General features: G+C 68.1%; 16 protein-coding genes. 11 read left to right on the top strand and 5 right to left on the bottom strand.

Annotation, left to right across the window (positions count from 1 at the left end):
* The first annotated feature begins 8 nt into the window (after positions 1 to 8).
* Genes kdpC through SOM26_RS09455 form a run of 3 tightly spaced genes read left to right on the top strand, consistent with a single transcriptional unit; the run spans position 9 to position 3,930 of the window.
* Positions 9 to 581, top strand: coding sequence for a potassium-transporting ATPase subunit KdpC (kdpC, locus tag SOM26_RS09465; RefSeq protein WP_320452478.1), 573 nt, complete (start codon positions 9 to 11; stop codon positions 579 to 581).
* Complete coding sequence (locus SOM26_RS09460; RefSeq protein ID WP_320452477.1) at positions 578 to 3,247, top strand: DUF4118 domain-containing protein; 2,670 nt, start codon at positions 578 to 580, stop codon at positions 3,245 to 3,247. Before kdpC ends, SOM26_RS09460 begins: the two co-directional genes overlap by 4 nt.
* On the top strand, positions 3,247 to 3,930 hold the full coding sequence (locus SOM26_RS09455) for a response regulator transcription factor (protein WP_320452476.1): 684 nt from the start codon (positions 3,247 to 3,249) through the stop codon (positions 3,928 to 3,930). The genes SOM26_RS09460 and SOM26_RS09455 overlap by 1 nt, the downstream gene beginning before the upstream one ends.
* Positions 3,931 to 3,961: 31 nt before the next feature.
* Here the strand turns inward: SOM26_RS09455 and map are convergent, their stop codons facing one another.
* The 5 genes from map to SOM26_RS09430 all read right to left on the bottom strand — a co-directional run bounded on the left by map (position 3,962) and on the right by SOM26_RS09430 (position 7,967).
* Positions 3,962 to 4,726, bottom strand: coding sequence for a type I methionyl aminopeptidase (map, locus tag SOM26_RS09450; RefSeq protein ID WP_320452475.1), 765 nt, complete (start codon positions 4,724 to 4,726; stop codon positions 3,962 to 3,964).
* A 1-nt stretch (position 4,727) separates the two neighbouring features.
* The gene (locus tag SOM26_RS09445) at positions 4,728 to 4,934 is read right to left on the bottom strand and encodes a ParD-like family protein (protein WP_320452474.1); all 207 of its coding nucleotides are present in this window, start codon (positions 4,932 to 4,934) and stop codon (positions 4,728 to 4,730) included.
* A 43-nt stretch (positions 4,935 to 4,977) separates the two neighbouring features.
* Entirely contained in the window at positions 4,978 to 5,358 is a 381-nt protein-coding gene (locus SOM26_RS09440; protein ID WP_320452473.1) for a YbaN family protein, read from the bottom strand.
* Between the two features lie 160 nt (positions 5,359 to 5,518).
* A complete protein-coding gene (gene nhaA / locus SOM26_RS09435) occupies positions 5,519 to 6,715 on the bottom strand; it encodes a Na+/H+ antiporter NhaA (RefSeq protein ID WP_320452472.1) in 1,197 nt (398 codons plus the stop codon).
* 220 nt (positions 6,716 to 6,935) lie between these two features.
* Positions 6,936 to 7,967, bottom strand: a complete 1,032-nt coding sequence (locus tag SOM26_RS09430) for an alpha/beta fold hydrolase (protein WP_320452471.1) — start codon at positions 7,965 to 7,967, stop codon at positions 6,936 to 6,938.
* 246 nt (positions 7,968 to 8,213) lie between these two features.
* Here SOM26_RS09430 and SOM26_RS09425 point away from each other — a divergent pair, with 246 nt between their 5' ends.
* From SOM26_RS09425 to SOM26_RS09390, 8 genes are all read left to right on the top strand, one after another.
* Positions 8,214 to 9,728 (top strand): MFS transporter, encoded by a 1,515-nt coding sequence (locus tag SOM26_RS09425; protein WP_320452470.1) that lies wholly within the window; start codon positions 8,214 to 8,216, stop codon positions 9,726 to 9,728.
* 82 nt (positions 9,729 to 9,810) lie between these two features.
* Complete coding sequence (locus SOM26_RS09420) at positions 9,811 to 10,578, top strand: SDR family oxidoreductase (protein WP_320452469.1); 768 nt, start codon at positions 9,811 to 9,813, stop codon at positions 10,576 to 10,578.
* Between the two features lie 128 nt (positions 10,579 to 10,706).
* The gene (locus SOM26_RS09415; RefSeq protein ID WP_414712042.1) at positions 10,707 to 11,537 is read left to right on the top strand and encodes a glycoside hydrolase family 130 protein; all 831 of its coding nucleotides are present in this window, start codon (positions 10,707 to 10,709) and stop codon (positions 11,535 to 11,537) included.
* A 31-nt stretch (positions 11,538 to 11,568) separates the two neighbouring features.
* Entirely contained in the window at positions 11,569 to 15,576 is a 4,008-nt protein-coding gene (locus SOM26_RS09410; RefSeq protein ID WP_320452468.1) for a Pls/PosA family non-ribosomal peptide synthetase, read from the top strand.
* Positions 15,573 to 16,139, top strand: coding sequence for a 4'-phosphopantetheinyl transferase superfamily protein (locus SOM26_RS09405; protein WP_320452467.1), 567 nt, complete (start codon positions 15,573 to 15,575; stop codon positions 16,137 to 16,139). Before SOM26_RS09410 ends, SOM26_RS09405 begins: the two co-directional genes overlap by 4 nt.
* Positions 16,136 to 16,675 (top strand): GNAT family N-acetyltransferase, encoded by a 540-nt coding sequence (locus SOM26_RS09400; protein WP_320452466.1) that lies wholly within the window; start codon positions 16,136 to 16,138, stop codon positions 16,673 to 16,675. Before SOM26_RS09405 ends, SOM26_RS09400 begins: the two co-directional genes overlap by 4 nt.
* On the top strand, positions 16,669 to 17,088 hold the full coding sequence (locus tag SOM26_RS09395) for a DUF2721 domain-containing protein (protein WP_320452465.1): 420 nt from the start codon (positions 16,669 to 16,671) through the stop codon (positions 17,086 to 17,088). Before SOM26_RS09400 ends, SOM26_RS09395 begins: the two co-directional genes overlap by 7 nt.
* Positions 17,089 to 17,197: 109 nt before the next feature.
* Complete coding sequence (locus SOM26_RS09390) at positions 17,198 to 20,098, top strand: M16 family metallopeptidase (protein WP_320452464.1); 2,901 nt, start codon at positions 17,198 to 17,200, stop codon at positions 20,096 to 20,098.
* The last annotated feature ends 53 nt before the right edge of the window (positions 20,099 to 20,151 follow it).

Genomic DNA, 20,151 nt, shown 5'->3' with positions numbered 1-20,151 from the left:
GCATTGTCATGGGTAAGGATTTCACTTCCGCCTTGCGGCCCGCGATCGTGATGACGATCCTGTTCGCAGTCCTGCTCGGCATCGCCTATCCACTGGCGATGACCGGGATCGGCCAGGCGATCTTCCCGCATCAGGCCAATGGCAGCCTGGTTCAGGTCGGTCGCCGGGTGATCGGTTCCGAGGTGGTGGGACAGGCATTCGTCAGCGACCGCTATTTCCAGACGCGCCCCTCGGCAGCGGGCAAGGGCTATGACGGGCTGGCCTCGTCCGGCTCGAACCTCGGGCCGACGTCGCAGGCCCTGGCCGACCGGGTGAAGGCCGACGTGGCCAAGCGCCGCGCCGAGGGCGTTATGGGCCCGGTGCCCGCCGACCTGGTCACCACCAGCGGTTCGGGCCTCGACCCCGATCTGTCGCCCGAAGCGGCACAGGCGCAGGCGGCACGGGTCGCCCGCGTCCGTGGACTGGGCGTGGAACAGGTCCGCGCGCTGGTCGTCGCCAAGACCGAGGACTCGGTGCTGGGCGACCCGCATGTCAACGTCCTCGCCCTCAACCGCGCGCTGGACGCGCTCGGTAAGCGATGACGGCAGGCGAGTCGCGTCCCGATCCGCAGGCCCTGCTTCGCGTCGCCGAACGCGAGGGGCGCGGCCGCCTGAAGATCTTCCTCGGGGCAGCACCGGGCGTCGGCAAGACGTTCGAGATGCTGTCCGAAGGGGCCGCACGACGGCGCGACGGCGTCGATGTCGTCGTCGCGGTCGTCGAAACGCACGGCCGGGTCGAGACCGAGGCCCTGGTCCGGGGGCAGGAGGTCATGCCCCGCCGCCCCGTCCCCTATGAGGGGCGGACGCTGCACGAAATGGATATCGACGCGGTCCTCGCCCGCGCGCCGCGCCTCGCGCTGGTCGACGAACTGGCCCACACCAACGCTCCGGGCAGCCGCCATCCCAAGCGGTATCAGGACGTGGAGGAACTGCTGGCGGCCGGGATCGACGTCTATTCCACGGTCAACATCCAGCACATCGAGAGCCTGAACGACGTCGTCGCCAGCTTCACCCGCGTCCGGGTGCGCGAGACGGTGCCCGACCGTATCCTGGAGGCCGCCGAGATCGAGGTGGTCGACATCCCCCCCGACGAACTGATCGAGCGATTGAAGGCGGGCAAGGTCTACCTCCCCCAGGAAGCGACGCGCGCATTGTCGCACTTCTTCTCCAAGTCCAACCTGTCGGCCTTGCGCGAACTGGCGCTGCGGCGCGCGGCGCAGGCGGTCGATGCGCAGATGCTGGACCATGTCCGGTCGCTCGGTGTCGGCGGGCAATGGGCGGCGGGCGAGCGGCTGGTCGTCGCGGTCAGCGAACTGCCCGGTGCCGACGAACTGGTCCGCGCCGCCAAGCGTACCGCCGATGCGCTGCGCGCGCCCTGGACCGCGCTGTTCATCGACACGCCGCGCACCGCGACGCTGGGCGAGGCGCAGCATCGGCGGCTGGCGGCGTCGATGACGCTGGCGACGCAACTGGGCGCGGCAGTGGCGACGGTGCCCGCGCCGAGTGTGGTCGAGGGTATCCGCGCCTTCCTGACCGATGCGCGCGCCACGCAGCTGGTCGTCGGCAAGGCCAAGCGCTCGCGCTGGTTCGAGCTGCGTCACGGATCGGTCGTCGACCGGCTGGTACGCGAGACGCCGGGTGTCACCGTGCATGTCCTGCCCGTCGGCGAAGTCACCGCCGATCCGCGCGATCGGGTTCGGCCGCGCGGGCAATGGGGATCGCCGACCGGTTATGCGCTGACGCTGGCGGGGGTCACGGCGGTGACCGCCTTGGCCAGTGCGCTGTTCCATATCCTGAACCTGGGCAATGTCGCGCTGCTTTACCTGTTGCCGGTCATGGCGGCGGCGAGCCTCTATGGCCTGCGCACCGGCCTGTTCGCCGGGATCGTGTCGAGCCTTGCCTACAACTTCTTCTTCCTGCCCCCGGTCGGGACGCTGAGCGTCAGCAATCCCGAGAATATCATATCGATCTTCGTCCTGCTGGGCGTCGCGGTCGCGACCAGCCAGCTGACCTCGCGGGTGCGGGCGCAGGCCGATCTGGCGGCGGCGAGCGCGCGCGACAATGCCACGCTGGCGGGGTTTCTTCACCGGTTGAGCGGTCTGGCCGACCCGGCCGAGGCGGCGCGGGTGATCTGCGAGGATATCGCGCTTCTGTTCGAGGTGCAGGCCGTGCTGCTTACCCCGTCGCCCGCCGGGCTGGCGGTGCAGGCGGCGACCAAGCCCGATTACCGGCTGGAAACCATGGAGATGGCGGCCGCCCACTGGGCCTTCGACACCGGCACGCCCGCGGGCAAGGGATCGGCGACGCTGGCCGCGTCGGAATGGCTGTTCCAGCCGCTCAAGGCGGGCAACCGGACGCTCGCCGTGCTGGGACTGGCACGCGATGCGGGGGGCGAGCCGGTGCGTGCCGACCGCCTGCCGCTGCTGACCGGATTGATCGACCAGGCCGCGCTGATCCTGGAACGGTTGCGGCTGGAGGCCGAGGTGCGCGATGTCGATGCGGTGCGCACCCGCGATCGCCTGCGCGCCGCGCTGCTGTCGTCGGTCAGCCACGACCTGCGCACGCCGCTGACCGCCGTGATGGCCGCCGCCGCGCAACTGCGGCAGGGGGCGACGCCCGACCTGATCGCCACCATCGAGGGGGAGGCGGCGCGGCTAAACCGCTTCGTCGCCAATCTGCTCGACATGGCGCGGGTCGAGGCGGGGGCGCTGAAGCTGAAGATCGAGGCGATCGACCTGAGCGATGCCGTCACCGGCGCGGCGCATGACGCGCGCCGCGCGCTGGAGGGGCATTCGGTGCGCCTCGACGTGCCGCCCGACCTGCCGTTGGTCCGTGCCGATCCGCAGTTGCTGCACCATTGCCTCCTCAACCTGCTCGACAATGCCGGGCGCTATGGCGATCCGGGGACCGAGATCGTGATCGAAGGGCGGCATCGCCACGGCACGCTGCGCCTGTCGGTGCTCGACCACGGCCCGGGCCTGCCACCGGGTCGCGAGAACGAGGTGTTCGAGACGTTCCGCCGGCTGGAAGGCTCCGACCGGGTGGCGGGCGGCACCGGACTGGGCCTCGCCATCGTCAAGGCCTTTGCCGAGGCCATGGGTCTGGGCGTAGAGGCGGGCAACCGCGAGGATGGCGAAGGGGCGATGTTCACCCTGTGCTTCCCGCGCGACCATATCATGCGCGATGGTGCGCCGGAGGGAATGGCCTGATGCCCGCGACGATCCTGGTGGTGGATGACGAAATCGCGATCCGCCGCCTGTTGCGCAACACGCTGGAACAGGCGGGGCATCTGGTGGTCGAGGCGCGTGACGGGCGCGAGGCGCTGGCGCGGGCGGCGGCGGACCATCCCGATGCCGTGCTGCTCGACCTGGGACTGCCGGACCGCGACGGATTGAGCCTGATCCCGCTGCTGCGTGCGGGAGAGCGGGTGATCCTGGTGGTGTCGGCGCGCGAGGCGACCGAGGAGAAGGTCGCCGCGCTCGACCTGGGCGCGGACGATTATGTCACCAAGCCGTTCGACACGGACGAATTGCTCGCGCGGCTGCGCGTGGCGCTGCGGCACCGACGCGCGGCGGAGGCGGCGCCCAGCATCGTGCGGACCGGCGATCTGGCGATCGATCTCGACCGGCGGGTGGTGACGCGCGGGGGCGAGGAACAGCATCTGACCCGCAAGGAATATGATGTGCTGGCCGTTCTGGCACGCCATCCCGGCCGGGTGGTGACGCACGACAAGATCATCGACGCCGCCTGGGGCGGGGACGAGGATCCGCGCATCGATTACCTGCGCATCGTCGTGCGCAACCTGCGCCAGAAACTCGAAGCGCCGCAGCCGGTCGGGAGCGTCATCGCGAACGAGCTGGGGGTGGGATACAGGTTGCGGGTGGAGGGGTAGAAATTCCTCCCCGGTACGGGGAGGATTTGGATCACCCCATCGTCTCGCCCGTCCGCAGGGTCAGCACCTCGACCCCGGTCTTCGTCACCGCGACCGTATGCTCGAACTGCGCCGAGAGCTTTCCGTCATCGGTCACGACCGTCCAGCCGTCATCCCCGGTCGACACCTTGCGCGTGCCCTGGTTGATCATCGGCTCGATGGTGAAGGTCATGCCCTCGCGCAGCGGCACACCCGTGCCGGGCCGTCCGAAGTGCATGACGTCGGGCGCTTTGTGCATCTCCCGCCCGATGCCGTGGCCGCAATAGTCACGGACCACCGAATAGCCGTTCGCCTTGGCATGTTTCTCGATCGCCGCGCCGACATCGCCCAGCCGCGCGCCGGGGCGGACTTGGGCAATGCCCTTCCACATCGCCTCCTGCGTCACGCGGACCAGCCGCTTCGCGACCGGCGAGACCTCGCCGACCATATAGGTCTTGCTGGAATCGGCGATGAACCCGTTCTTCTCCAGCGTGATGTCGAGATTGATGATATCACCGTCCCGAACCACGTCGTCGGCGCTGGGCACGCCGTGGCACACGACTTGGTTGATCGAGCTATTGAGCACATAGGCAAAGCCATATTGGCCCTTGCTCGCCGGGCGCGCCGACAGGTCGTGGGTGATGTACCGCTCGACCAGATCGTTGATCGCCAGCGTCGACATACCCGCCAGACTCACGCCGTCGAGCATCTCGAACACTTGCGCCAGCAATCGCCCGGACACGCGCATCAGCGCCAGCTCCTCGGCCGTCTTCACCATGTCAGGCGACCAGCGGCTGGGGCAGGGGAACGTCGGCGGCGGCCAGTTGCGCCTTGACGATTTCGTGGAAGCTCAGCGTCGGATTGGCCTCGGCCAGCATGCCCATCTTCATCCAGAACTCGGCCTGCGCGTTGATCGAGCGGCACATGACGGTGCTGGCGCAGCGGACCTCTTCGTGAAGCTGGTCGTCGATTTTTACGATACCCATATATGAAACATATATGCTTCATATGGTATCGGCACAAGCCGGGTCAGGCGGTCGGTCGGGTCAGGACGAAGGACGCGCAAGCCAGCATGACGGCCGCGACCAGCAGCGCCAGCGGCCAGTGCGGCCGCGCGCCCAGCCAGAAAAGGCCATAGCCCAGCGTCATTCCGCCGCACGCCATCATCTTGCCCCGTCGCCCGATCGCGCCCCGCTCCCGCCAGGCGCGTAAGGTCGGGCCGAAGCGCGGATGGTCGAGCAGCCACGCCTCCAGCCGGGGCGACGACCGCGCGAAACACCCCGCCGCGAGGATCAGGAAGATCGTCGTCGGCATCAGCGGCAGGATCGCCCCGATCACGCCAAGCGCGACGAACAGGCACCCCAATATAAGCCAGCCGAGCCGTATCATTCGCCAGGGGTAGCGGGACATGAAGACGGGAGGAAGGGGAAGGTGCTTGAGTGGCACGATGCCCGTGTCCCAATCACGCCCCCTCCCGCCTGCGGGAGGGGAGTAAGAAGGGGTGGCGGCACCGCTTGCGGGGGGCGAGTAAGGGGCCGCTACCCCTGCAAAAGAAAGTGAACGTACGCCCCTATCGCCCGGCGCGGCGCAAAACCGCATATCCCAACAACCCCGACACCAGCGACCCCGCCAGCACCCCCAGCTTCGCTTCCGTCTGGAGCAGCGGATCGCCGGGAAAGGCGAGCAGGGTGATGAAGATGCTCATGGTAAAGCCGATGCCGCAGAGCAGGGCGGTGCCCAGCATCTGGACCGGGCTGGCATGGGCGGGCGCATCGGCAAGGCCGGTGCGGACCGCCAGCATCGTCATGCCGAAGACGCCGACCACCTTGCCGAGCAACAGTCCCAGGCCGACGCCCAGCGTGACCGGCGCGGCGAAGGCGTCCACCGGCAGCCCCAGCACCGACACCCCGGCATTGGCCAGCCCGAAGATCGGGACGATCAGGAAACCGACCGGTTTGTGCAGCGCGTGTTCCAGCCGGTGGAGCGGGCTGTCGCGCGTATCGTCCTCGCAATCGGGGCGGGCCGGGGTGCGCGTCATCGGGATGGTGAAGGCCAGCAGCACACCGGCGATGGTCGCGTGGATGCCCGACCGGATCATGAAGACCCACAGGATCAGCCCGACCAGCAGATAGGGCAACAGTCGCTTCACCCCCAAGCGGTTGAAGGCCACCAGCAGCGCCAGCATCGCCGCCGCGCCGCCTAGATCGATCCAGGATAGCGAGGACGAGTAAAAGGCCGCGATCACCACCACCGCGCCCAGATCGTCGATGATCGCCAATGCCGCCAGGAACACACGCAACGACGCAGGAACGCGGTCGCCGACCAGGCGGATCACCGCCAGCGCAAAGGCGATGTCGGTCGCTGCCGGGATCGCCCAGCCCGATGCGGTGCCGCCGCGATTGAAGGCGAGATAGACGAGAGCGGGCACCACCATGCCGCCAAGCGCCGCCAGCCCCGGCAGGATACGGCGCGGCCAGGTGGATAGCTGTCCGTCCAGAACCTCGCGCTTGATCTCCAGCCCGACGAGCAGGAAGAACACCGCCATCAGCCCGTCATTGATCCAATGCTCGACCGATAGTGGCCCCAGATGCCGGTGGAGCAGCGCGGTATAACCAGCCGCGAACGGCGAATTGGCGAGGACCAGCGCGATGGCGGCAGAGGCCATCAGCACCAGTCCGGCCGCGGTCTGGGATTCGAGGAAACGGCGGATCGCGCTGACGCGCACGGGGCGAATCGCGCTGCCGCGCAGGGGATGGTGACGGGTCATCGGCCTATGGCTCCGGCAGGACTGGTCCTCGCTGGCGGCCCGACCAACGATCATCCTGCCCGTGGCTCATCCACGAACACCCTGGGGTTCGTGTCGCATGACGTGACACATTCGGCAAATCCATTCCTCCCTTGTCAGGGGAAGGGGATCATGCGGACCATGGTGGAGGGGTGTCATCCGGTGTGATGAGGGGGCAAGACCACCAACCGCGCCACCCCCGTCAGACCTCCGGCTTGCCACCTCCGCTCGCGGGGGAGGAAGGATCGGACCCCGACTCATCCTCCGTCCGGCGGGTGCAGGCAAGGCCGATGGCGGCGGCCAACAGCCCCGCCGCCGCGACCCCGGCGGCGATCTTCCAATGGCCGTGGTCCTGTTCCGCGTCGACGAACAGGTCCAGCAAATGCCGCGTCACGGCCTCTGGATTCTCCCGCTGCGGGAAATGGCCGACGCCGGGCAGCTCGACCATCTTGAACGGCCCGGTGAACTTGCCCGCTACGTCCCGCGCGGTCGCGGGCGGGTTCACGCCGTCCACGGCTCCGTGGATATAGAGCGTGGGCAGGGACAAAGTCTTGGTCGCCTTGACCCGATCGGCCAGCCAAGTCCCGCGCGGATCGGGCTGCGCCTCGTCCCAGCGCGCGCGGTAGCTGTGGATCGTCACCGCAGGCCAGTCGGGATTGTCGAAGGAACGCGCGACCCGGTCGAACGTCGCCTCGTCGAACCAGCCCGGGGGCGACCAGTTGACCCAGTGGACATGGGCAAAGCCGCGCCGGTCGTCGCGCACCGCCTGAGCACCGCGCCGGGTGGCCATGAACCAGTGATACCATTGCCGCTGCGCCTGATCGAAGGACGGCGTCGGCATCCCGCCCAGTCGCGGCGGCGTGCCGAGCATCGCCAGCCGCCGGACCCGATCGGGCCAGCCGACCGCCAGCGCCTCGGCGATGTTGCTGCCCCAGTCATGCCCCGCGACCATGAAGCGATCGACGCCCAGCGCGTCCATCAACGCGATCGCATCCAGTGCCAGGATCGCGCTGTCGCCGGTGCGTGGCGTATGGTCGTAGCGGAAGCGGGTGGTACCAAAACCGCGCAGGGTCGGCACCACCACGCAAAGGCCCGCCTGCGCCAGGCGCGGCGCGACCCGGTCCCAGGTGGTCGCATCGTCGGGCCAGCCGTGCAGCAGCAGGACGACGGGATCGCCCTCGGCCCCGTACAGGTCATAGGCGATGGAAAGATGGTCGGTGGTGATCGTCGGCATCGGTGGAAAAGACCCTTTGCATGGACCGTTTCCAAACCCCGTCGGCCTGACGCCGTTCCATTCGTCTTGCGGCAGTCGGGGCGATCCGGGCGGTTCACGGGGTCGGAGGTGCCATCGCTCTTCGGCAAGGGGAGGAACGAGGAATTTTGGTCGATGACAGCAAAACTTCGTCACGGGTCTTGATCACGGGGCCCGCTATCGCGTTTGAGGAACCTCGGGGGTCACGCGATTGACGAATGGAACGACATGCGGTGGCGACGACGTAACCTGGCCTCGATGAGTGCGGATGTGAATGACGGTCTGGCCCCCGGCGTCGAAGCGGTGACCAGTGGCGCGCCGCGTTCGGAAGAACCGGTTCAGACGCGCGGCTATCGCGTCATCGCGCTGGTCGTCGCCTCGGCCCTGTTCATGCAGCAGCTGGACGGCACCGTGCTGACCGTCGCGCTGCCCACCATGGCACGCGATCTCGCGACGCCCGCCACCAGCCTCAGCCTGGCACTGACCAGCTATCTGCTGGCGCTGGCGCTGTTCATTCCCGCCAGCGGGACGCTAGCCGACAAGTTCGGGTCGCGCACCATCTTCTGCTCGGCGATCGGGGTGTTCCTGATCGGCTCGGTCCTGTGCGCGCAGTCGGGATCGCTGCCCACCCTGGTCGCCGCGCGCTTCCTGCAAGGCATTGGCGGCGCGATGATGGTGCCGGTCGGGCGGCTGGTCCTGCTGCGCAGCGTCGCCAAGGCGGACATGGTGCAGGCACTGTCCTGGCTGGTGATGCCAGCGCTGATCGGGCCGATCCTGGGACCGCCGCTGGGCGGGTTCATCGTCACCTGGCTCGACTGGCGCTGGATCTTCTATCTCAACATTCCGATCGGCGTCATCGGCATGATCGGCGCATGGATGCTGGTGCCCGAGGTGCGCGGCGATGCGCGGTTGCGGTTCGACGTGTCGGGCTTCCTGTTCTCGGGCATCGCGCTCGGTTGTCTGTTGTTCGGGTTCGAGCTGGCGAGCCGACCCGGCACCGGTAGGCTGGCGATCGGGCTGCTGATCGTCGGTGCCGTCTTTGGCTGGCTCTATATCCACCATGCGCGCCATACGGCCGATCCGATCCTCGACCCCAGGCTGATGCGGGTGCCGACCTTTCGCCTGTCGGTGATCGGCGGCTCGCTGACCCGGATCACGCAGGGCGCGCAGCCCTTCCTGCTGCCGCTGATGTTCCAGCTCGGCTTCGGGTTGAGCGCGGCGAAGACCGGCACGATCACCATGGCGGGCGCAGTCGGCGCGCTGGCGATGAAGGCGCTTGCCCCGCGCGTCCTGCGCCGCTGGGGCTTTCGCCGCAGCCTGATCGTGTCGGGACTGGCGAGCAGTGCGGGCTATGCGACTTGTGCGCTGTTCCGCCCCGACTGGTCGATCCCGCTGATCACGTTCATCCTGGCGCTGTCGGGGTTCTTCACCTCGTTCCAGTTCACCGGCTTCAACGCCATTGCCTATGCCGATGTCGACAAGGACCGGATGAGCGCGGCGACCAGCTTCTACGCGACCTTCCAGCAACTGACCCTGTCGCTGGGCATCTGCACCGCCGCGACCGTGCTGGAGCTGGGCACGCTGATCGAGGGCAAGGGCGGGCCGACGCTCAGCAGCTTCTCGGCGGCGTTCGTCGTGGTGGCGATCATCTCGGCCTCGGCGGTCATCTGGAACCGGCGTTTCACCCCGGATGCGGGTGCGGCGATGAGCGGGCATCATGAACGCAGCGGTGGCGACGAATGACGGATCGTTAATGTCGTTCTTCTCCAGCAACAATCCCGGATAAGGATCGTTGGCGGCGTTCATCCATGATGGGAGGAAGCCGGTGGCAGCGCAGACGGTGATCGTGACGGGAGCCGAGTCAGGGATCGGCGCGGCCTGTGCCCAGGCGTTCGGCGCGACCGGAGCCAGGGTCGCGGTCCTCTATCACAGCGATCAGGCCGCCGCCGACGTCACGGCAGAGGCGGTTCGCAAGGCGGGCGGCGAGGCGATCACGGTGCAGGTCGGGGTCGATGACGAAGCATCGGTCGATCGGGCATTCGCCATCGTCGAGAAGCAATGGGGCGCGGCCGACGTGCTGGTCAATTCCGCGGGCGTCAACATGGCGGGCGTGGCGGTGCGCGACATGACGTTGGACCATTGGCGTCGCATGATCGACACCGACCTGACCGGCGCCTTCCTGACCTCGCGCCGTTTCCTGACTGGGCGGGGCGAGGCGAAGGGCGACGCGACGATCCTGCAGATCTCGTCGATCCACGCCTATGCCGTCCGCGCGGGCGGCGCGGATTACTGCGCGGCCAAGGGCGGGCTGACCAACCTGGTCGAGACGCTGGCGATCGAGGAAGCGCCGCGCGGCATTCGGGTGAACGCGATCGAACCGGGCATGATCCTGACCCCGATGAACGCGAAGGCCCAGGCGGACCCCGCGTATCGCGCCAGCCTGGAGAAAAACATCCCGATGGGCCGGGCAGGCAACGCTTCGGAGGTCGCCGACCTTGCCGTCTTCCTGGCCTCCGACAAGGCGAAGTATATCACCGGCGCGCGCATCGTGATCGACGGCGGCCTGTCGCTGATGCAGGCGCTCGGCGCATGATGGCCCCGGACGCGAACGGCCCGGTCGCCGATCCGCACGTCAAGGACCGGGTGGCCGATGCACCCTTCGACCTGGACTTCAACGTCAAGCGGATCGAGGCGGTGACGCTCGACGGGCCACCCGAACTCATGGCCCGCGACCTGATGAGCCCCTATGTCTGGCGCGAGGCGGATGGCCGCTGGGGCATGATGGTCCGCGCCGTGGTTCGCCCCGGCGAGACCCTGACCGATACCGGCGTGATCTGGGCCGGGTGGAGCGAGGACGGGCGGCATTTCACCATGCTGGACGCGCCCTCCATCGCGCCGGGGCCGGGCGAGCATGACGCGGGCGGGGTCGAGGACCCGACCGTCGTGCGCCGCGACGACAGCTATCTCGTTTATTACTCGGGCGTGCTGGCCGATCACGCGCATGGCGAGCTGTCCTATGCCACCGGGCCGTCGATCGACCGGCTGGTCAAGAGCGGCGTCGCACTCGCCTCGTCCAAGTCGGAGGGCAATACCAAGGAGGCGACCGTCGACCGCACGGCGGACGGCCGCTGGCGGCTGTTTTACGAATATGCCGCCGACGAGGCGTCGCGTATCGGCCTGGCGATCGGCGAGGACGGGGCTGGCCCCTGGACCGAGCAGCCGACCCCCTTCATGCCGCGTGAGGATAGCTGGGACGACTGGCATCTGTCGACCGGGCCGCTGCTGACCGACGACAGGGACTGTCCGGTCATGTTCTACAACGGCGCGACGCGGGACGCGCGCTGGCGGATCGGCTGGGTCGCGTTCGATGCGGACTATAGCCGCGTCGTCGCGCGCGGGATCGAGCCGTTGATCCTGCCGCCGCCCGCCGACGATCGCGGCGCGACCGATATCGCCTTCGCCGCCTCGGTCGTGGTGGGGGAGGACGGTATCTGGCTTTACTATTCGCTCGAAGATCGGCGATTGTCACGGGCACTGATCCGGCGCAGTTGAGCCGACCGTCCTTGCCCATGAAAGCGTGTTGATGTCCGCAGATTCCGAAGTCTCCGTCGCGCCGAGCATCCATGCCTCGATCGCCCCGGCCCCGGCGCTGCGGCCCGATCGCCCCTATGCCCGCGACGAATTGCTGCACGAGCTGTTCGACGCGACCTGTCGGACGCGCGGCTGGACGACCGCGCTGAAGCTGATCGGTGCGGACGAGGAGTTCGATCGTTCGACCGAATGGACCTATGACATGCTGGCCCAGCGCAGCCTGTCGCTGGCGCATCGGCTGCGCGCGCTGGGGGTGGGGAAGGGCGACCGTGTCGTCCTGTGCCTGCCGCGCGGGCTCGACCAGTATATGGCGATCCTGGGCGTGTTGCGCTCAGGCGCGGCCTATGTGCCGGTCGACTGGGGCTATCCGCAGGATCGCATCGCCTACATCATCGAGGATAGCGGCGCAGCGCTGACCATCACCACCGGCGCGCGGGCGGGGGAGATACCGGGGGCGACGCTGGCGCTCGACGCCGAACTGGGCGACCTGGCCGCCGAACCGCCGGTGGCGATGGGGCGCGAGGTGACGGGATCGGATCGCCACGACCTGGCCTATATCATCTATACCTCGGGCACGACCGGGCGGCCCAAGGGGGTGATGATCACCCATGCCAATGCCTGCCACCTGGTCCGCTCCGAAAGCGCGATCCTGGCGCTGGAGCCGGGCGACATCGTGTTCGGCGGGTTCAGCCTGGCCTTCGACATGTCGGTCGAGACGATGTGGAGCGCGTTCTTCGTCGGTGCGAAGCTGCTCGTCGCGACCGATCCGCTGGCGGCCAGCGGCCCCGACGTCGCCATCGCACTGGCGGCGGAGGGGACGACGATCTGGCACGTCGTCCCCTCGCTGATCGCGCTGGTCGAGCATCCGGTGCCGACGCTCCGCCTGATCAACATGGGGGGCGAGGCGTGTCCGGCCGATTTGCCGCGTCGGCTCGCCCGTCCCGGACTGCGACTGCTCAACACCTATGGCCCGACCGAAACCTCGGTGACGGCGACCTGGACCGAGGTGCAGCCGGGCAAGCGCATCACCATCGGCAAGCCGCTGCCCGGCTATACCGCCTGGATCGTCGACGAGGCGCTTCGGCCGGTCGAGGCGGGGCAGGAGGGCGAGCTGGTGATCGGCGGCCCCGGCGTCGGTGTCGGTTACGTCAACCGGCCCGACCTGACCGCCGAGAAGTTCACCATGACCCCGTTCGACACCGTGTCGGGCGGGCCGGAGCGTATCTATCGCTCGGGCGATCTCGTCCGGCTGGATGCGGCGGGGGATATCGATTTCGTCGGGCGCATCGACACCCAGGTCAAGATCCGCGGCTTCCGCGTCGAACTGGCCGAGATCGAGGCGGTGATCGGCGAGGCGCCCGGCGTCGCGCAGGCGGTGGTCCACCTGTTCACCGACGCCGACGGCTCCGAGTTTCTGGCGGCCTTCCTGGTGGCCCGCTCGGGCGAGACGATCGACACGGCGGACATCAAGGCGCGCGTCACCGAACGCCTGCCCAATTACATGCGCCCCGCCGCCTATCAGGTGATGGCGGCGCTGCCGACCTTGCCCGCCTCGGGCAAAGTCGACCGCAAGGCGCTGGTAAAGCCCGAGATCACGGTCGATACCGGCCGCACGATCGAGCCGCCCGCCACCCCGATGGAGGAAAAGCTCCACGCCATCTGGACGGAAGCCTTCGCGCCGCAACCGGTGTCGGTCACGGATGACCTGTTCGAGGATCTGGGCGGCCACTCGCTGAAGGCCGCGCGGCTGGTATCGGCGGCGCGCAAGGTCGCCGGGCTGGAGGGGCTGTCGCTGGAAGACCTCTATGCCGCGCCGACCATCCGGGCGCTGGCGATCCGGATCGGCGGCGCGGCGGCGGTCGCGGTGGTGAGCGAGGACAGCTTCCACCGCGTCCCCGAATGGAAACGCTGGCTGTGCGTCGCGGCGCAGACGGTCGCGCTGCTGCCGGTCTATACCATTGCCGGGTTGCAGTGGTTCTTCCCATACGTCGCCTATACGCATCTGGCCGGGCGGATGCCGCGTATCGACGCGCTGATCCTGAGCGCCCTGTTCTTCACCATCGTGCCGGTCGCCTCGATGCTGTTCTCGATCGCGGCCAAGTGGCTGATCGCGGGGCGGTTCAAGGCGGGCGACTATCCGCTATGGGGCGGGACCTATTTCCGCTGGTGGCTGGTGCGACGGATCATCGCGGTGACGGCGACCCCCTATCTGGCGGGGACGCCGATGATCCGGGGCTATTACCGGATGCTCGGCGCGAAGATCGGCAAGCGGGCCTATATCGGCAACGGCGTCATCGACACCGCCGATCTGTTCGCGTGCGGCGACGATGCGATCGTCAGCGACCAGGCGGTGATGGCGACCAGCTCGGTCGAGCGGGGGCTGCTGCGGCTGGGCACGGTGACGCTGGGCAATCGTGCGTTCGTCGGCGGGCAGGCGGTGGTTGGCCGCAACGCGGCGCTGGAGGATGACGCCATCCTCGACGATATGGCCGCGCTCCCGGCCGAGACGGTGATCCCGGCACGCCAGCGCTGGACGGGATCGCCCGCCGCCTTCGACCGGATGGTCGAGCCCGGGCAGGTGCACGCCAAGGCCAAGCGGACGGGGCCGTCGCTGGCCATCCTCATCGGTGCGCTGCTGCTGCCGATCATCGCCATCCTGCCGATCGCGCCGGGCCTGATCGCGCTGATCGAGCTGGACTGGGCGACCACCGGCTATGGCTATATGCTCGTCTCGCCGCTGCTGGCCGCGACCTATATCGTCATGATGTGCGTGCTGACCGTGCTCGCCAAGCGGTTGATCCTCGGGCGCGTCAAGCCGGGCGTCTATCGCCTCGATAGTTGGTTCTATGTCCGCTACTGGATGGTGCGCCAGATCAACGACCTGGCCCTGCGGCTACTGCATCCGATCTTCGCCACGCTCTACGTCATCCCTTGGTATCGTGCGCTGGGCGCGAAGGTCGGGCGGCGGGCGGAAATTTCGACCGCCAGCGCCATCGTCCCCGATCTGGTCGAGATCGGGCCGGAGAGCTTCATCGCGGACTCGGTGATCTTCGGCGCGGCCAAGATCGGGCATGGCACCATCGAACTCGCGCATACCAGGATCGGCCGCCGCAGCTTCATCGGCAACTCCGCGCTGCTCCCCACCGGCGCGCAGATCGGCGACGAGGTGCTGATCGGCGTCCTGTCCAAGCCGCCCGAGGACCCGGTGCTGGCCACCGAGGCGGGCAGCACCTGGTTCGGCTCGCCCGCGATCAAGCTGCCAGTGCGGCAGGTCGCGACGATGTTCGACGAAGGTGCGCGCTTCAATCCGTCGCGCGGCCTGATCGCGACGCGCCTGTCGATCGAGGCGATCCGCACCACCCTGTCGTTGACCGCCTTCCTCGTGTTCTTCAGCGCCTTGCTGTCGGTGGTCGGCGATCTCGACGACCTGGAACGCGGCGGGCTGGTGATCATTAGCGCCTTCCCGTTCCTCTATGTCGGCTTTTGCCTCGCCTGCGGGGCGTTCGTGCTGGCGCTGAAATGGCTGGTCGTCGGGCGCTACAAGGCACGGACCGCGCCCTTGTGGAGCACCTTCGTCTGGCGGACCGAACTGGTGACCGCGACCTATGAGAACCTCGCCGTCGCCAATCTGCTCGAGCCGCTGCGGGGCACGCCCTGGATCGGCCTCTATCTGCGGCTGATGGGGGCCAAGGTCGGCAAGCGCTGCTATATCGACACCACCGACCTGACCGAGCATGACCTGGTGACGATCGGCGACGATGTCGCGCTGAACGACTATGCGGGCCTCCAGACGCATCTGTTCGAGGACCGGGTGATGAAGGTCGGCGCGATCACGGTCGGCGACCGCGCCACCATCGGATCGCTGGCGATCGTTCTCTATGATGCGGAGATCGGGGCGGATGCGCAGCTGGGCGACCTGTCGGTCGTGATGAAGGGCGAAAGCCTGCCCGCCGGCACCAACTGGGAAGGTAGCCCGGCGCGGATCGTGACCGAGGGATGAGCCCCGTCTGGCATGACGGCCCGCTCGACACGCTGGCCTGGGACGGACGCTCGCCCATCGTGTGGGGCTGCGCCGATCCGGGCCGGGGCGAGCGGGCGTCGCTGGTGACGATGCTGTTGCGCGGCCTGTCGGGCGAAGACGCCATGTTGGCCCGTGATGGCGAAGGCAAGCCGCAGGTCCTGTCGCCAAGTGGCTGGTTTATCAGCCTTTCGGGGCGCGGCAGCCTCTGCCTGATCGCCGCCGCCCGGCGTCCCGTTGCCGTGGATCGTGAGGTGATCGACGACGCCCCGCCCCTTTGGGACATGATGACGGCGCAGGAGGTCGGGCATGTGCGGGCCGCACCCGCAGCCGATCGCGCGCGCCAATGGCTGCGTCGCTGGACGATCAAGGAGGCGCACGCCAAGCTGATCGGCACGCCCCGCCGCATCGCGCCGGAGGTGATCGAGACGCGGCTGATCGATCCCGTCCACGCAACGGCGGAGCATGACGGGCTGTCGCGTTGCTGGACCCGTGACCGTGGCGAGGCGATCGAGACAGTCGCGCTCTGGGTAGACGCGGCATGACCGAGCTGCGGGTCCGGCCCTATGGCGAAGCCGATCGCACGGGCGTGCTGGCGATCTTCGACAGCAACCTGCCCGAATATTTCGGGGCGGGGGACCGGGAATGGCTGATCGAGACGCTGGACGAGCCGGACGGTCCGGGCTTCGTGGTGACGGTGGACGGCAAGGTCGCGGCGTTCGGCGGCTATGAGCTTTGGGAGCATTACAACAAGGCGCTGCTATATTGGGGCATGGCGGCGCGAGGCTATCACCGCTGCGGGCTGGGCAAGCTGCTGCTGTTCGAGCGGTTGCTGCACATCGCGCAATATGCCGACCCGCCGACCCGCTATGTCACCGTCGATACCTCGCCCGCCATCGCGCCTTTCTTTCGCCATTGCGGGTTCGAGGAAATGGCGGTCTGGCCCGAGGGGTATCGATCGGGCATGACGATGCACGAACTGCGCTTCGACCTGGCGGGCGTGACGGTCGCCGATCTGGCGGCGCGGCGCGATGCCGCGCACGGCGAGGCGCTGGCCCGGTTGGAGCGGCGGCCATGTTGAACGAACCGCTGAGCGCGGCGGCGCATGTCATCCAGCTGGCGCTGACGCCGATCTTCCTGCTGACGGCGGTGGGCGCGCTGCTCAACGTGTTCGCGACCCGGCTGGGGCGGATCAGCGACCGCATCCATGCGCTGAAGAAGGAAGACCATCCCAGCCGCGCCGAGATGAACCGGCTACGCCTGCGCTCGCGCACGCTGGACGTCGCGGTGACGCTGGCGGCGGCGGCGGGGGTGATGACCTGCTGCTCGGCGATCACCCTGTTTTTCGGCGTGCTGCGCGCGTCGGGGCATTCGGGGATACTGTTCCTGTTCTTCGGCGGGGGGCTGGTCTGTGCGGTCGGCGGCCTGACCTGCTTCGTGGCCGAAATCATCATGGCGGGCAGAACCCTTCGCGATGAGAATGACAGCGACTGAGTTTGGCATGACGCCGCCGTGCATGGCGTAATTGTCATACATGACCGCCTTGCCAGCACCCGCTCCCCTGGGGCAGCATTGCTGTTCGTGTTGGGGGACAAGATTCATCATGCTCGTTAGCAAGCCGTCGACGGCGCTTTTCTGGGTTCTGGCGGCGTCACTGGCGGCGCCGGTCACGGCCCAGACCACCGCGCCGACCGCCACGTCACCGGCGGTGCCTGCCCTGTCGTGGCAGGGCGCGGGCAGCGACCTGCCGTCCGATCCGGCGTGGCGCACCGGCATCTTGCCCAACGGCCTGCGCTATGCGGTGCGTCAGGCGAAGCGGCCGCCGGGCTCCATCTCCGTACGGGTCCGTATCGATGCGGGCGCGCTGATGGAGAATGACGAGCAGCAGGGCTGGACCCATCTGCTCGAACATATGGTGTTTCGCGGCACGAAGGACTTCGCCGATGGCGAGGGGGTGAAGATCTGGCAGCGCCTGGGCGCCAGCTTCGGCACCGATACCAACGCCTTTACGTCGCTGACCTCGACCACCTATGTCCTGGACCTGCCGCGCAGCGATGCCGCATCCTACGCACAGGCGATGAAGGTCCTGGCGCAGATGATGGGCAGCGCGACGATCAGTCCGGCCGCGCTGGAGACCGAGCGCAAGGTCGTCCTCGCCGAACGTGCGCTGCGCCTGCCGCCGATCGCACAGAAGGTGCAGGCGGTGACGAACCCGATCATGCTGGCGGGGACCAAGGCGGCGGTACGCAATATCATCGGGACCGATGCGACTCTGTCCGCCGCCGATGCCGACCGACTGCGCGCCTATTACAAGGCTTGGTATCGCCCTTCGCACGCGCAGGTGATCGTCGTCGGCGATGCCGATCCGGCCATGCTGGAAGCCGAGATCCGGCGGAGCTTCGGGGCGTGGCACGCGGTGGGCGCGGCCCCGCACAAGCCCGATTTCGGCGCGCCGACCGCGCCCCCGCGCGACGCGGCGGCGGTGGTCGATCCGCAGATCGCGATGAGCGTCAATCTGGCCTATATCACCCGGCATGACGAGCGGCCGTGGACGATCGCGCGCCAGCAGCGGCAATATGAGAACTGGATCGCGCTGGCCGTCCTGAACCAGCGCCTGTCGAGCGAGGCGCAGAAGGGCGGGGCGCTGGTCGGCGCAGGGATGACGATCGGAGCCAGCCGCCATATCCAGGATCAGGTCAACCTCAGTCTGCGGTTCAAGCCGGGCCAGTGGAAGGCGGCGCTGAACCAGGCGACCGGCGTGCTGAACGGCGCGCTGGCCGGCCCGCCGTCGCAGGACGAGATCGACATGCAGGCGTTGCGCATCGCCACCACGCTGGACCAGCAGGTCGCCGGGCGACCGACCGCCACCTCGCCGGGCCTCGCCAATGGCTATGTCAACGATATTGACCAGGGCGACGTGTCCGCGCCCGAGACCTTCTACCGCGACCTGTTCGCCGCGCAGCGCAAGACGTTCACGCCCGCCATGGTCCAGGCGACGGTCCGGCGGCTGCTCGCCCCCGATCCCCGGCTGATCCTCTATTCCACCACGCCCGTTGAGGGCGGGGACGCGGCGCTGACGACGGCGCTGGCGGAAGCGCGCAAGGCGATCGCCATTCGCGAACGCCCGGTGCGCGCGGTGTCGTGGGACGAGCTGAAACTGCCCGGCGCCCCGGCGACGGTGGCTGCGACCCGCCGCATCGACGATCTGGGGGTCGAGCGCGTCACCCTGTCGAACGGCGTCGAGATCGCCATGAAGCGGACCGACTTCGAAAAGGATCGCATCCGCGTCAGCGTGTCGATCGGTCACGGCCTGATCGGCGAGACGCCGGGCGATCCCGGCCTTGCCTGGACCAGCGCCCAGTTGATGCGCAGTGGCGTCGGGCCGTTCAATGCCAACGAGCTGACCCGCGTGCTGGCCGGACGCAATATCAGCTTCATCGCGGGCATGATCAATGACGCCCTGAAGGTCGACGGCAGCAGCGATCGCCAGAACGTCGCCGATCTCCTGAAGGTCATGACCGCCGGGGTCACCCAGATGCAGTACCGTGCCAACGGCATCGCCCAGTTCCGCGACGAGATCATGGCCAATTACCAATCGGTCTACAGCCAGCCGGGCTCGGTTCTTCAGGTCTTTGGCAATCCCTATCTGTTTGGCGGCGACATGCGGTTTCGGGGCTACCCGCCCCGGACGGAGATCGAGGGGCTGACCCTGTCCGCCTTCCGCGACTACTGGGAACCACGCTTGTCGGCGGGGCCGATCAGGATGGTGGTGGTCGGCGATTTTGATCGCGACCAGATCGTCGATGCGATCGCCAAGAGCTTCGGCACGCTGGCGCCGCGCATCGACAAGGGGGTGACCGCGGCACAGCGCGGCGTGCGCCCGACGCCCCCCGCGGCTTCGCCGGTCACGCTCTACCACCGGGGTGATGCGGGGCAGGCGCTGGTCGCGCGGGTCTGGCCGGTGCAGGGCGTCCGGGCCGACGTGCCAGCCACCCGCGCGATGGACGTCGCCGCGACGATCATCCGCACCCGCCTGACCGAGGAGTTTCGCGAGAAGCAGGGCGGTTCCTATGCCCCGTTCGCCACGACCTATAGCCCGGTCGACCTGCCGAACTATGGCCGCCTGATGGTCGGGGCGCAGCTGGCGACGAACCGGATCGACGATTTCGAGCGGGTGCTGTCCGCGACGCTGGCCGATCTCGCCACAAATGGTCCCAAGCCGGACGAGTTCGCCCGGGCCAAGACCACCATGCTGGGCGGTTTCACGCGGGCGCGGACCGAGAACGGCTATTGGCTGTCCGCCCTGGGCTTCGATCTGGACGATGCGTTCGAGGTCGACCTGATCCGCCAGGGTGTCGCTACTCGCGAGGCGGTGACGGCCGACCAGGTGCGTGCCGTCCTTGCCCGGTTCGCGGGGCCTGCCCAACCCGGTTTTGAAATCCGCGTGCTGCCAGAGGCCAGCACGCTCCCGTCGACGCCTGTTCGGACCACTCAATCAGACTGACGAAGATAGTCGGTTTTACTCTGTTCCCGATCTGGCCCCTTATGTCGGTCTGA

This window comes from Sphingomonas sp. CFBP8993 (genome assembly GCF_034044895.1).
GTDB lineage: Bacteria > Pseudomonadota > Alphaproteobacteria > Sphingomonadales > Sphingomonadaceae > Sphingomonas.
The sequence above is the reverse complement of the archived record's forward strand: the minus strand, read 5'-3'. Positions and strand labels throughout refer to the sequence as shown.